At 69.6% G+C, this 14,038-nt stretch carries 9 protein-coding genes; 4 read left to right on the top strand and 5 right to left on the bottom strand.

Annotated features, from left to right (window positions below; translation table 11 throughout):
* Window positions 1-182: 182 nt before the first annotated feature.
* Window positions 183-1,688 carry an arabinofuranosidase catalytic domain-containing protein gene (locus QEZ54_RS35085; RefSeq protein WP_281309093.1) on the bottom strand — a complete coding sequence of 502 codons (1,506 nt, stop codon included), beginning with the start codon at window positions 1,686-1,688 and terminating at the stop codon, window positions 183-185.
* 427 nt (window positions 1,689-2,115) lie between these two features.
* Between QEZ54_RS35085 and QEZ54_RS35090 the strand changes: the two genes are divergently transcribed.
* The 4 genes from QEZ54_RS35090 to QEZ54_RS35105 all read left to right on the top strand — a co-directional run bounded on the left by QEZ54_RS35090 (window position 2,116) and on the right by QEZ54_RS35105 (window position 8,484).
* On the top strand, window positions 2,116-3,507 hold the full coding sequence (locus tag QEZ54_RS35090; protein WP_348650607.1) for a glycoside hydrolase family 6 protein: 1,392 nt from the start codon (window positions 2,116-2,118) through the stop codon (window positions 3,505-3,507).
* A gap of 334 nt (window positions 3,508-3,841) precedes the next feature.
* A complete protein-coding gene (locus QEZ54_RS35095; protein WP_281309094.1) occupies window positions 3,842-5,197 on the top strand; it encodes an RICIN domain-containing protein in 1,356 nt (451 codons plus the stop codon).
* 74 nt (window positions 5,198-5,271) lie between these two features.
* Entirely contained in the window at window positions 5,272-7,089 is a 1,818-nt protein-coding gene (locus QEZ54_RS35100; RefSeq protein ID WP_281309095.1) for a family 43 glycosylhydrolase, read from the top strand.
* Between the two features lie 39 nt (window positions 7,090-7,128).
* A complete protein-coding gene (locus QEZ54_RS35105; RefSeq protein ID WP_281309096.1) occupies window positions 7,129-8,484 on the top strand; it encodes a PHB depolymerase family esterase in 1,356 nt (451 codons plus the stop codon).
* A 64-nt stretch (window positions 8,485-8,548) separates the two neighbouring features.
* Here the strand turns inward: QEZ54_RS35105 and QEZ54_RS35110 are convergent, their stop codons facing one another.
* From QEZ54_RS35110 to QEZ54_RS35125, 4 genes are all read right to left on the bottom strand, one after another.
* The gene (locus QEZ54_RS35110) at window positions 8,549-9,181 is read right to left on the bottom strand and encodes a TetR/AcrR family transcriptional regulator (protein ID WP_281309097.1); all 633 of its coding nucleotides are present in this window, start codon (window positions 9,179-9,181) and stop codon (window positions 8,549-8,551) included.
* Between the two features lie 15 nt (window positions 9,182-9,196).
* Entirely contained in the window at window positions 9,197-9,928 is a 732-nt protein-coding gene (locus tag QEZ54_RS35115; protein WP_281309098.1) for an ABC transporter ATP-binding protein, read from the bottom strand.
* A complete protein-coding gene (locus QEZ54_RS35120; RefSeq protein WP_281309099.1) occupies window positions 9,925-11,049 on the bottom strand; it encodes an FtsX-like permease family protein in 1,125 nt (374 codons plus the stop codon). The genes QEZ54_RS35115 and QEZ54_RS35120 overlap by 4 nt, the downstream gene beginning before the upstream one ends.
* A gap of 168 nt (window positions 11,050-11,217) precedes the next feature.
* The gene (locus QEZ54_RS35125; RefSeq protein ID WP_348650608.1) at window positions 11,218-13,617 is read right to left on the bottom strand and encodes a ricin-type beta-trefoil lectin domain protein; all 2,400 of its coding nucleotides are present in this window, start codon (window positions 13,615-13,617) and stop codon (window positions 11,218-11,220) included.
* Window positions 13,618-14,038: the final 421 nt, after the last annotated feature.

Consider the following 14,038-nt stretch of genomic DNA (forward strand, 5'->3'; position numbering starts at 1 on the left):
GGTACCGATACGACGGGCCGAGCGCGACGTCGGCGCCGCGACTCTGGCCATGAGATCACACATCATATGTCTATAGATCGAGTATGTTCCATATGAAGATTCGGTGCCGGACTTGGATTTCGGGAGACCAGGCGTGCGCAGCGCCGTCCGCACCGTGGGTCGGCGCGGACGGCGCGGCGTCCTCAGCGGTAGCCCGCTGCCACGATGTTGGCCTGAACGGCGTTCTCTGTCGCGTCGGAGGGGTAACCGGCGACGATCGCGCCCTCGTAGAAGGTGCCGGCGCTGAGGTTCGCGCCGCCTCCGGGTTTGCAGCAGTCGCCACCGCTGCCCAGGATGATGGCGCCCTGCTTGCGCATGGGGCTGTAGCCGCCGGGCAGCGCGCCGTCCCACAGGGTGTACAGGCTGCCGGACTGGGCGTTGCTGCCTTTGATGGCGAAGCGCGAGGTGCCGTTGTTCTTCAGCGTGGCGGTGACGAACTTGCTGTTGAACGCCCGCTGGTTCGGGTTCCACGCCTGGCTGCCCCCGGGGTAGAGGCCCCATTCGAGATCCGCCTGGACCCACGGGCCGGAGCCGGAGCAGCCGCCGAACCAGCACTGGGTGCTGAAGTTGATGGCGTCCATCGCGCCGGCGGCGTCGGCGGCGCGGGTCGTCTCGCTGTTGCCGTAGTCGAAGCAGCAGCCCCCGTTGACGTGGACTCCGCTGGTCACCATGTACATGCCCTCCGGCGCGCTGCCGGTAGGCACACCGGTCAGGTGCCCGTCACGCCAGTAGCTGTTGCCCGGATTGATGTACAGCGAGTACGCCTTGCCGCCGCCGACCGTCAGCGACTCCGAGGTCGCCCTGGCCGGGCTGCTCTGGCTGGAGCCGGGCACCACGCTGGAGCCCTGGTACCACAGGTCGTTGCCGCGACCGGACTGGTCGTAGACGACCGTGATGACGCAGGTCGTGCCGGTGCAGAAGGAGTCCTGCGCGCCGGCGTTGGCCACCCCGCCCGCACTCAGCACGGCGATGTTCCTGGTCGTGTTGTCCGACGACCGTCGCACCTGGTAGAGGTTGCCGCTGTACGACTGGAACAGCGCCCGGGTGGTGCTGTGGGCCGCCACGCAGGGTGTCCCGCCGGCGGCGTAGATGTCGCAGGGGCCCGAGCCGGGCGGGGGAGTGGTGGTCGTGGACTGACTCCACTGCTGGTTGGCGCCGCCCCCGCACGACCAAAGGATGATCTTGGTGCCGTTGGCCGTGGCCGCGCCGTTGGCGTCCACGCACAGCCCGGACTGCACGCCGGTGATGGTGCCGTTGGTGTTGAGGTTCCACTGCTGGTTGGTCTGGCCGTTGCAGTCCCAGATGATCACCTGGGTGCCGTTGGCTGTGCCCCGGCCGCTTGCGTCCAGGCACTTGCCGCCGTACACCTGCAGCTGCTTGCCGGAGGTGTAGGTCCAGGCCTGGTTGGTCTGGCCGCTGCAGTCCCACAGCTGCGATTGGACGCCGTTGGCGGTGCTCGAGTTCGGCACGTCGAGGCAGCGGCCGGACTGGCCGCCCACGATCGGCGTGGGAGTGCCGACGGTGGCCGCCGCCGCGACGCCGCCGGCGGTCAGCAGGGAAAGGTTGATGGCGAGCAGGGTGAAGAGGGCGGCTTCCAGTGCGGGAGGCCACCGCTTGGGGGTGGCACTTCGCCGATACGAATAGTCCATGGCCGGGGTTCCTTGGGTTCGGTGGGCCGGGGTGGCGACGTCCGGACTGATGCGCTTTTCGAATCGATTCAGGGCGATGATAGCGCTCACATCGTATAGGTCAATACGGCAACCTGCATCGGTTCCACCTCACACGGTGAGGCGACTATCGATGTTGAACGGCGATAACAGAAATCAAGAGACTATTTTCCGGCCATAGTGGATTGCTTCGAATTTCGGCAGGCCGCATGCGATTGGAACAGCAAGATTTCGGAGGGTCGTTGACATCGATTGAATTCGGCGGGAATGATGTCGGTGGAGCCGAATGGGCGGCGCCGCGGATGAGGGCAGAACCATCCGATGGCGGCCGCCTCGCATAGGCACGCCTCTGTAGCAGACAGATCCGGGCAGCCCGATCCTGCACGCACAGACCTCTCCAGGAGATGCGTTGAAACCCGATCTCATGTCCTCGCCCAGACGCCGGATGCTCGCCGCCGCGGCCTCCGCGGTGTCCGTCGTCGCCGCCGCCACCGCCGGGCTGCTGCTCGGCGCGGGGGAGGCTTCGGCCGGCACCCTGTCCGGCAGCTTCTACCGCGACCCCACCTCGGCCGTGAACCAGTGGCTGGCCGCCAACCCCAACGACTCGCGCGCCTCGCTGATCAGCCAGCGCATCGGCAGCCAGCCGCAGGCCCGGTGGTTCGCCAACTACAACCAGAGCACCATCCAGTCGCAGGTCAGCTCGTACGTCGGCGCCGCCAACGCGGTCAACCAGATCCCGGTCCTGGTCGCGTACATGATCCCCAACCGTGACTGCGGGGGTGCCAGCGCCGGTGGCGCGCCCAACTACAGCGCGTACCGCAGCTGGGTCGACGCGTTCGCCGGGGGGCTCGGCAGCCGTACCGCGGTCGTGATCCTCGAACCCGACAGCCTCGCGCTGCAGACCTGCCTGTCGGCCGGTGAGAAGTCCGAGCGCAACTCGGCGTTGAGCTACGCCGTCGGCAGGCTCAAGCAGGCGAACCCCAGCGTCAAGGTGTACCTCGATGCCGGGCACTCGGCCTGGAACAGCGCCGCCGACACCGCGTCGCGGCTGCAGGCCGCGGGCGTGGCCAACGCCGCCGGCTTCTTCTCCAACGTGTCGAACTTCCACTGGACAGCCGACGAGGTCAACTTCGGTCGCAACGTGCTCAACTCGCTCGGCAACGGCAACCTGCACCAGGTGATCGACATCAGCCGCAACGGCAAGGGTGCGCTGGGCAGCGAGTGGTGCGACCCGGCGGGCCGGGGCACCGGTGCCGCGCCGACCACGACGACCAACGAGTCGACCGTCGACGCGCTGCTGTGGGTCAAGCCGCCGGGCGAGGCCGACGGGTGCGCCGCGGCCGCGGGCACGTTCTCGCCCGACCTGGCGTACTCGCTGGCGCAGAACGGTGTGGTGACCAGCCCGCCGCCGAGCACGTCGGCCTCACCGTCGCGGTCCGCCTCGCCGTCGCCGTCGGCTTCGCCGTCTCCTTCGGCGAGCCCTCAGGGCGGGTCCTGCTCGGTGGCGTACCGGGTGGAGAACCAGTGGGACACCGGCTTCACCGCCTCGGTGACCCTGACCAACCGCGGCCCGGCCATCAGTGCCTGGACCGTGACCTGGTCGTTCGGCGGTAACCAGCAGGTCACCAACGCCTGGAACGCCGCGCTGACCCAGAGCGGCGCCGCCGTCACGGCCAGGAACCTCGGCTACAACGGCTCGATCGCCACCAACGGCAGCACGAACTTCGGCTTCCAGGCGACCTACAGCGGCACCAACACCAGCCCGACCGTCTTCAAGCTCAACGGCACCACCTGTAGCTGAACCCGGTTCCGGAGCCCGGGCGTCGCCTGACGTCCGGGCTCTGCGGCTCGCGCGGTGGACGCATCAGGCCGTCACTCATGTGATGTGTCGAAGATGTGTTTAGTGACAGAAATACTTTTTGTTCGCGCGAATCGAATGCGCCAGGCTGACCTTCTACCAGCTTTGACAGTGCTGAAACACCACTTCCACAGTGGAGGTGACGAGGACGACGCTCGTTGACATGTGATGTGTTACGTCGTTAACGTGGCCGCGGTCCGGCGGTGCTGTCGAGTGCTCCAGTCGCACCCGGACACCGGCAGCGCCGCCCCCGCTCCCAAGCAAAGGAGACAGCATCGTGACGACAGTCCACCCACGAAGGCAGCGGCATCGGTGGCTGGCCGCGCTCGGCACGGTCGCCCTGGTCGTCGCGGGAGCCCTCGCGGTGACCGCGCTGACCGGCCCGTCCGCGTACGCGGCCACGACCGCCGGATGCGGCAAGACGCCGACCCTGCGCAACGGCGCGTACAACATCTCCAGCGGCGGCCAGAACCGCAGCTTCATCCTGCGGATCCCCGACGGCTACAGCAGCACCCGGCCCTACCGGCTGATCTTCGCCTACCACTGGCGGGGCGGCACGATGAACGACGTGTCGTCCGGTGGAACCAGCGGAACCGCCTGGTCCTACTACGGCATGCAGGAGCAGTCGAACAACAGCGCGATCCTGGTCGCCCCGCAGGGGATCGGCAACGGCTGGGCGAACACCAACGGCGCCGACCTCACCTTCACCGACGACATGGTCCGGATGATCGAGAACGACCTGTGCGTCGACACCACCCAGCTGTTCGCGATGGGCTTCAGCTACGGCGGCGGCATGAGCTACGCCATCGCCTGCGCCCGGGCGACCACCTTCCGGGCGGTCGTGGTGTACTCCGGCGCCCAGCTGTCCGGCTGCGGCGGCGGCAGCCAGCCGATCGGCTACTTCGGCATCCACGGCGTCTCCGACAGCGTCCTCAACATCTCGCAGGGCCGGTCGCTGCGCGACACATTCCTGCGCAGCAACGGCTGCGCCGCGCAGAACGCCCCGGAGCCCGCCCCGGGCAGCGCCCGGCACATCACGACCACCTATTCGTGCCGCGCGGGGTACCCGGTGCAGTGGGCCGCCTTCGACGGCGGTCACGGGCCGGCCCCGGTGGACGGGTGCTCCGGCTGCGAGGACGGCGTGCGGACCTGGAGCAAGGGCGAGGCCTGGCGATTCCTGTCCCAGTTCGGCGCGGGTCCGTCGCCGAGCTCCTCGCCGTCTGGCAGCCCCGCACCCGGCCGGTCCAACGTGCTGCTGGTCGGTCAGCAGTCGGGCCGCTGCGTCGACGTACCCGGCTCCGCCACGGCCAACGGCACCCAGGTGCAGCTGTGGGACTGCCACGGCGGGACCAACCAGCGCTGGACCTACACCGCGGGCCGGCAGCTGACGGTGTACGGCAACAAGTGCCTGGACGCCAACGCCAACGGCACCAGCAACGGCACCGCCGTGATCATCTGGGACTGCAACGGGCAGGCGAACCAGCAGTGGAGCGTCAACGCCAACGGCACGATCACCGGCGCCCAGTCCGGCCTCTGCCTGGACGTCAGCGGCCAGGCGACCGCGAACGGCACGAAGATCCAGCTCTGGAGCTGCCACGGCGGCGCCAACCAGCAGTGGACCCTGCGCAACTGACCACCTGACCGGTGGCGGCGGCAGCCCGTGCCGCCGCCACCCCCACCCCTCCCACCCGATTACGGAGTCGAACAGTGACATTCACACTGCGGCGCGCCTCGATGAGCGCGCTCGCCCTCGTGCTGAGCCTCGCGTGCCTGGCGGTGGTCGCGCCGCGCACCGCCCACGCGGACAACCCGATCGTGCAGCACATCTACACCGCCGATCCGGCGCCGCTGGTCTACAACGGCCGGGTCTACCTCTATACCGGGCACGACGAGGACAACTCGACCTACTTCACGATGCGCGACTGGCGCGTCTGGTCGTCGGCGGACATGGTGAACTGGACCGACCACGGCTCGCCGATGAGCCTGTCGACCTTCAGCTGGGCCGGCTCCGACGCGTGGGCGGGCCAGGCCGTCTACCGCAACGGCAAGTTCTACTGGTACGTGCCGGTGCGCATGTCCAACGGAACGCAGGCCATCGGCGTCGGGGTCGCCGACAGCCCGACCGGACCGTTCCGCGACGCGCTCGGCCGCCCCCTGATCCAGGGCTCCGAGATCGACCCGACCGTCTACATCGACACCGACGGGCAGGCGTACCTGTACTACGGCAACCCGCGCCTGTGGTATGTGCGGCTCAACGCGGACATGATCTCGTACTCGGGCAGCCCGACGCAGATCCCGCTGACGACCTCGGCCTTCGGCACCCGCAGCGGCGACGCCAACCGGCCCACCCTGTACGAAGAGGGGCCGTGGTTCTACAAGCGCAACAACCTCTACTACATGGTGTTCGCCGCGAAGTGCTGCTCGGAGTTCATCGCGTACTCCACCTCGACCGGTCCGACCGGCCCGTGGACCTACCGCGGCACCGTCATGCCCACGCAGGGCGGCAGCTTCACCAACCACCCGGGCGTCATCGACTTCAACGGCGGCTCGTACTTCTTCTACCACAACGGCGCACTGCCCGGCGGCGGTGGCTACACCCGGTCGGTCGCGGTGGAGAAGTTCAACTACAACAGCGACGGCACCATCCCGACGATCAACATGACCACGACCGGCGCGCCGCAGGTCGGCACGCTGGACCCGTACGTGCGCCAGGAGGCCGAGACCATCGCCTGGGGCAGCGGCATCGAGACCGAGGCCGCCGGTGAGGGCGGCATGAACATCGGCTGGCTTGAGAACGGCGACTACGTCAAGGTCAAGGGCGTCGCCTTCGGTACGGGCGCGAGCTCGTTCACCGCCCGGGTGGCCTCGGGCGCCAGCGGCGGCCGCATCGAGGCGCGCCTGGACAGCGCGACCGGGACGACCGTCGCCAGCTGCACCGTCGCCGGCACCGGCGGCTGGCAGACCTGGACGACCGTGTCGTGCCCGGTGACCGGCGCGACCGGCACCCACGACCTCTACCTGCGCTTCACCGGCGGCAGCGGCTACCTGTTCAACGTGAACTGGTGGCAGTTCACCACCGGCCAGGCCACCGGCTACCCGACCGGCTACCGCTCGCTCGTCATCGGCAACAACGGCCTGTGCGTCGACGTGAGCGGCGGCTCGACGGCGGCCGGCGCGGCGGTCGTCCAGAACACCTGCGGCAGCCAGACCAGCCAGAAGTTCCAGTTCGTGCCGGTCTCCGGCGGGTACGGCCGCCTGCAGGCCCAGCACTCCGGCTACGACGTGGCGGTGGCGAACAGCTCCACTGCCGCCGGGGTCCTCAACATCGTCCAGCAGGCGCCCAACAGCGCGGCGAACAGCCTGTGGCTGCCGGTCGCGCAGTCGGACGGCTCGTACTCCTTCCGCAACCAGAACAGCGGACTGTGCCTGGACGGGTACGGCGCCAACAGCACCGTCGGCCAGCAGCTCGACCAGTGGCAGTGCAAGAACGCCCCCGGCAACAACCAGGACTTCTCACCCCGCTGACGGCGCACGGCGCCGACGCCCACGGTCAAGGAGCGATTCGTGAAACGGATACTCGCCGCGGTTGCCGCCGCGGTGCTGGTCACCCTGGGTGTTGTCGCCGTGGCGGCGCCACCTGCGTCAGCGGCGACGCTGACGCAGGTGGTCAACTTCGGCAACAACCCCACCAACCTCAACATGTACGTGTACGCGCCGGACACGGTCGCGTCGCGCCCGGCGCTGCTGCTCCTGGTCCACTACTGCGGCGGATCGGCGGCGGGGATCTTCGGCGGCAACGGCCACGACTACGTGACCGCGGCCGACCGGCACGGCTACGTCATCGTCCTGCCCGAGGCGACCCGGTCGGGGCACTGCTTCGACGTCTCCACGCCCCAGGCGCTGCGCCGTGACGGCGGCGGCGACTCCACCGGCATCATGTCGATGGTCGGCTGGGCACGCACCCGGTACAACGTCGACCCGTCGCGGATCGTGGTGAGCGGCTTCTCCTCCGGGGCGATGATGACCAACGTCCTGGCCGCCCAGTACCCGGACGTGTTCGCGGCCGCCGCGGCGTTCTCCGGCGTACCCGCCGGATGTTTCGCCACCACCGACGGCTCGCTGTGGAACAGCCAGTGCTCCGGCGGCAGCATCAGCAGGACGGCGCAGCAGTGGGGCGACATCGCGCGGGCGATGTACCCCGGTTACACCGGCCGCTACCCGCGCGTGCAGCTGTGGCACGGCACCACGGACACCACGCTGGCGTACCCGAACTTCACCGAGGAGATCAAGCAGTGGACCAACCTGAACGGCCTGGGCCAGACGCCGTCGTCCACTGACAGCCCGCAGGCGAGCTGGACCCGGACGCGCTACGGCGCCACCGGCACGCGGGCCACCGTCGAGGCGGTGAGCATCGCCGGTACGGGCCACACCCTCCCGCAGGCGGGAATGCTGGCCTACGCCGTCTCCTTCCTCGGCTTGGACAGTGCCGTGCAGCCCAGTGGTTCGCCGTCGAGCAGCCCGGCGCCGGGCCGCTCGAACGTGATGATCGTCGGAACCGGCTCCGGCCGCTGCCTCGACGATCCCAACGCCACCACCGCCAACGGAACCCAGATGCAGCTGTACGACTGCTGGGGCGGCACCTCGCAGCGGTGGACGTACACGGCGGGCAGGCAGCTGACCATCGCGGGCAAGTGCCTGGACGCCAGCGGCCGCGGCACGGTCAACGGCACCCAGGTCATCATCTGGGACTGCAGCGGCCAGCCGAACCAGCAGTGGAACCTCAACGCCGACGGCACGATCACGGGCGTCCAGTCGGGGCTCTGCGCCGACGCGGCGGGCGGTGCCACGGCCAACGGCACCAAGATCCAGCTCTGGAGCTGCCACGGCGGCACGAACCAGCGATGGACCCTGCGCAACTGAGGCCGAGTCGCCGAGACGGCTGCTCCGCCACCGGGGCTCTTACCGCGCGGTGGCGGAGCAGCCGTCAGACCCGGTGCGCGACCTCGTCGGGCGACCGGCGGCTCCCGGGCCGAGACCTGCCCGCAACGTGCAGGTACGGCGCAAGCATCTCCTTGACCAGGCCACGAACGTCGTCCGGCGGTACCCCGTTCTCGATCATCAGCGAGCCGGTCCGCACCAGCGCCTGGATCAGCTCAGCCATGTGCGACGGCTCCGTCGCGCCGGACCGGGCCAGCGCGTCGACCAGCGGCACGCGCAGCTGTTCGTGCAGCACCCTGCTCGACTCATGCAGGGCCGCTCCCGGCGCGGCCATGGCCAGGCCGCGCATGACGGCGTGCTCGCCCTGAGCCACCAGCTCCAGGTTGGCGTCGGCGTAGGCCAGCACCTGCTCGGCCGCTGTCGCCGCACCGTCCATCCGCTGGGCGACGAGGCTCGACCAGCGGGGGAACATGTCGGCGATGACCGCGTCGAGCAGGTCTTCGCGGGATTTGAAGTACTGGTAGACGCTGGACCGGGCCAAGCCTGCCCGCTGCGCGACAGCGGACAGGCTCGGCGCCTCGGGCGCTCCCGAGGCCAGGATGTCACGGGCGGCGTCCAGCAGAGCGCGGCGCTGCAACGAGCGGTGCTCGGCGACCGTAGCGGCCTGGATCCTCGGCACACGCCCTCCCGTCGGTCAAACCCCGCGCAGTGCGCCGTCCATCATCTCGTAGACGGAGTCGCAGTACCGCAGCACCTCGGTATCGTGCGTGACCATCACCGTGGCCACCCCGTGCCGTCGGGTCTCCCGGGCGAGCATCTGCACGATGTCGTGGCTGCGCGCCTGGTCCAGTGCCGCGGTCGGCTCGTCGACCAGCAGCAGCCGCGGCCCGGTGACCAGCGCCCGGGCTATCCCGACGCGCTGGCGCTCGCCGCCGGAAAGCTGGTGGGGGCGCCGGTCGGCCTTGCCCGCCATCCCGACCTCGGCCAGCAGCTCCATCGGGTCGCGCCGCACCGCACCGGAGGACCCGAAGCGCGCCGGCAGGCGCAGCTGGTCGACGGCGGTCAGCGCGGGCAGCAGGTTGCCCGATTGGAAGACGAAACCCACCAGGTCCCGCCGCAGCGCGGTGCGGGCTCGCCGGGAAGCCGCCGTCATCGGCCGCCCGGCGACGGTCACCGTCCCCGAGGCGGGGACGGCCAGCCCACCGGCGACCGCCAGCAGACTGGACTTGCCGGATCCGGAGGGGCCCACGACGGCCGCGAACTCGCCCGCGGCCACGGTGAGGTGCACGCCGTCGAGCGCTCGTACAGTGTCCTCGCCGTCGCCGAGCAGCATGGTCACGTCCCGCATGAGCAGGCCGTCCGGCTGAGCGGAGCCGTGCGGACCTACGGCGCCGGTCCGCTCGGTGGCAGTGGTTCCCGCGTTCATCGGTTTCCTCCCAGAGCGGTCGCGGGGTCGACGGCGGCTATGCGGGCGACGGCTACTGCGGCTCCGGCCAGTCCCAGGCCCACCAGCAGCGCGGCGGCGACCGCCACGGCCTGGGGGTCCAGCGCGAACGGCACGCCGCTGCCGATCAGGGAGCCCAGCCCGACCCCGGCGCCGATGCCTACAGCCGCCGCGGCCAGCAGCAGCACCAGTGCCTGGGCCAGCCCGTCGCGCAGCAGGTAGCCGGTGGGCGCGCCGAGGGCGCGCAGCACCGCCAGCTCGTGCTTGCGCTGGATGGTCCAGACGGTGAAGAACGCGCCCGCGACCAGAGCGCAGATCAGGTACAGGAACACCTGGATGAGGGTCAGCGTCGACGTCTCGGCGGTGTATCCGGGCGAGGCGCCGTACGACTCGGGCAGGGTCATGCTCTCGGTGCCGGCGGCGGCGTCGCCGGCGGCCAGATCGACGCCGGTACCCCGCACCGCGACCGCGGTGATCTCCTGACGGGCGCGATCGGGGACGGGCTCGCCGGGGCCGGTGCCCGCGTGGGTCGCCTGCCACGCGGCCAGCGGCAGGTATGCGACGTCGACGTGGCCGAACGTGTGCTGCCCGGCCAGCACGCCGACGACGGTGAGCCGGGTGCCGAGCCGGTCCACGGTCACGGTGTCGCCGACCCGCAGGCCCGCGTCGGCGGCGGTGCTGCTGACGACGATGCCGTCGGGGGCGCCCAGCGGGGACCCGGTGGCGACTTCCGGTGCGAGGAAGGACTGCGGCTCGACCCCGAACAGTGCGAGGTCGATCTCGACGCCGGAGCTGCTGCGGGCGTTGATGAGGGCGCTGCCGAACGCGGCGGCCTCGGTGACGCCCGGCTGCCGGGACCAGCTGCCCACGGTGTCGAGACCGATGACGCTGCGCGTGAACGCGGCGTCGCGCGCGACGCCGCGGCTGAAGGCGAAAGAGGTGACCGGTAGTTCCTGCAGCCCGGACACGCCATCGCGGACCAGGCCCTGGGACAGGCCGGAGAGCAGGACCATGAGCACGGCGATGAGGGCGATCACGGCCCCCATCAGCGCGAATCGGGCACGGGCGAAGCGGAGCTCGCGGACGGCTAGGAACACGGGCACCGCCCGGCGAATTTTACTGACATCATGTCGGCATCTTATCGACATGATGTCGGGAACGTCGTCGGGGCCACCCCCGGGTGTGCCGTCCGGGCCTCATGACGCAGCCGCCGTGCCGACCGATCCGGTCCGCACGACGGCTGCTGTCGCGTTCTGACGCCGCCGACCTCGTCAGCTGCGCAGGCTCCACTGCTGGTTGGAACCGCTGTTGCAGGCCCAGAGGACGAGCAGGGTGCCGTTGGCGGTGCCGGCACCGCTGGCGTCGACGCACAAGCCCGACTGGACGCCCGTGATCGTTCCGTTGGCGTTGACGTTCCACTGCTGGTTCGTCTGGCCGTTGCAGTCCCAGACCACCAGGCGGGTGCCGTTGCCGGTGCCCTGCCCGCTGGCGTCCAGGCACTTGTTGCCGTACACCATCAGCTGCTTGCCCGAGGTGTACGTCCACCGCTGGTTGGCCGCACCGCTGCAGTCCCACAGCTGCGCCTGGGTCCCGTTGGCGGTGCTGGAGTTAGGCACGTCGACACATCGGCCGGACTGTCCGCCCACGATCGCACCGGACTGCTGGGTCGACGTCTGCACACCGGCGGACGTCATGACCGTCCGCGCGGCGGTCGGCCAGTTCCCGCCGGTGACCAGGACGGTCCCGGTGTTCACGTTGCCGCGCGAGCCGCTCGTGATGTTCGTGTTGCCGCTCGTCGTCCAGTTGCCGGTCAGGGTCAGGTTGCCGGTGTTGTTGTTCGCCCAGTGCTGCCCGTACGCCCACTGCCCGATGTTGTCGAAGACGTTGTTCGTCGCCGACAGGTAGCGCGAGCCCTCGTCGAAGTACAGGCCCAGCCAGCCGTTGGTGTTGCGGAAGTAGTTGCGGTCGACCGTCGTGCCGGGCAGCGCGGACAGGCTGTAGAACGCCGCCCCGTCGGTCATCTGCGACATCACGTCATGGACGTAGTTGGCCTGGACCCGGTAGTTCTTCGCGATGGTCGCGGTGGTGTACTTCGGCTGATAGTTGTAGAGGCCCCGGTCGACGTAGTCCTGGGCGCCGCCGGCGTCGTTGGCGCCCCAGCCGTACCCGATCGAGATGCCGGTGTAGGGCAGGTTGTAGACCTCGTTGTTGGCCATCGTGGAGTCGGCGAGGTAGGTCATGAGCAGGCCGACATGACTGCGGTAGTCGATGGCGACGTCGTGTACGACGTTGTTGCCGAAGGTGACGGCCCGGTTGGTCATCCGGCTGTCGCTCGGGTGGTGGGCGTCGGCCTGCACCCCGCCGGCGATGACGGCACCGGCCGCGATCTGGTCGAAGGTGTTGCCGATGACCTTGACATCGCCGGCCCCGAGGCCGACGCCGTTCGCGTTCGCGTTCGCGTCATTGCCGATCCCCAGCCCCACCTGCCCGAGGCTGGTGAACCGGTTGCCGCTGAAGGTGATGTTGTTCGCGGCCGAGACCTGCACCGCCGCCGGCATCTGGCGCCACTGCGGCCGGGCGGCCTCGAACGCCTGGCAGCCCGACTGGCAGGAGGTGAGCCAGTCGGCGGGCCGGGACCAGGTGCCGTAGATGTACGCGCCGGTCTGCTGGTCGGCGTAGCCCTGGCCGGTGTTGGGCTGCAGCCAGCTGGTGTGCGAGAACCGCAGCCCGGCGAAGGAGATGTGGTGGGCGGGTGCGGCATAGGTCCCGCCGACCCTGAGCAGCGACTCCAGCCGGGGCAGCTGCACGTCCGCGGTGGCCATGTTCTCGCCGCTCAACGGCTTGTAGTAGAGCGACCCGGCCGCGGTGTCGAGGTACCACTCGCCGGCGGTGTCGAGGAACTCGCGCGCGTTGACCAGGTACAGCGGTCCGGCTCGGAAGGGCGTGCTGAGCGTGTCGTAGCCCCAGGTGTTGTTGTTCCAGGCGGGCTGCTCCATGGTGATGGTGTTGCTGCTGATCGACTGGACCGGCACGTAGCGGTCGGTGAACGAGTTGATCGACTCCAGTTCGACCCGGTCCTCGGCCGCGATGCTGTTCAGGTATGACAGCGCGCCGTTGGTGAACGTCATCCCGCTGGTCGTGAACGTGAAGTCGGCTCGGTTGACCTGGGTCCGGGCGCGGGTGGCGATGCGGCCCTCGACGTACAGCTGCCGGGTGTCGAATCCGCCGCTGACGCTCGCCCGCCAGATGTTCCGGCCGGAGTCGGCCAGGGACCAGCCGGTCACCCGCTGACCGCCGGAGATGACCGGCGTCGCACCCTGCGCCGCGGTCCAGAACACGGTGTAGCCGTTGGTCCCGGAGTCCGCCGCGGTGAAGGTCAGCGGTGAGCCGAGTGCGTAGGTGCCGCCGGCCAGCTGTACCACGATGTCACCGGTCATGGCCGGGGCGACCGCGCGCACCGTTGACTGCGCCTGGCTGAGCGAGCACGGCTGGGCCGAGGAGCAGGCCGTCCCCGAACCGGTCGGGGAGGCGTAGAGGGTCGTCATCACGGCAGCGTGCGCCGGTGCCGCGGCGACCAGCGACGCCGCGGCGAGCAGCCCGGCGGCGCAACTGGACAACAGGGCGGCGCGGCGCGGCTTTCGCTGACCGCCTGGGCTGCGATCGAGGGTCACGATGGGCGTCCTTCCTTGAAGGGATGCGCTCCGGCCGTCCATGAGGGCGCGTGGGACGGCGTACCTGTCGGCGGGAGCGGTCATCGCGTGAAACGGCCGTGAAACCGTGCTGGCATCACATCACATGTATGACGTCATAGCAATTTTTCATTGCCCGCTCGGCGCTCCGATTTACGCGAACGCAATATAGAAATACAGCTGCTAAATTACCAAAATGGACATGCGATGTCGTATGTACCCTGCTACTCCGGCCTGAACTCCGGGCGCGGATGGAGAAAAGAGCCGGTGCGCAGGCATGGCCTGCGCACCGGCGTTTTTCTGCGGTGAGAGCGTGTCCGGGGCAGCGGCGTGGTGTCCGCCGCTGCCGTCGATCAGTCGTGCCGGGCCGTAGCCGCAATCACGGCGTCAGCGCTGCAGCGTC

Origin of the sequence: Catellatospora sp. KI3 (assembly GCF_029948125.1) — a bacterium.
Lineage (GTDB): Bacteria > Actinomycetota > Actinomycetes > Mycobacteriales > Micromonosporaceae > Catellatospora.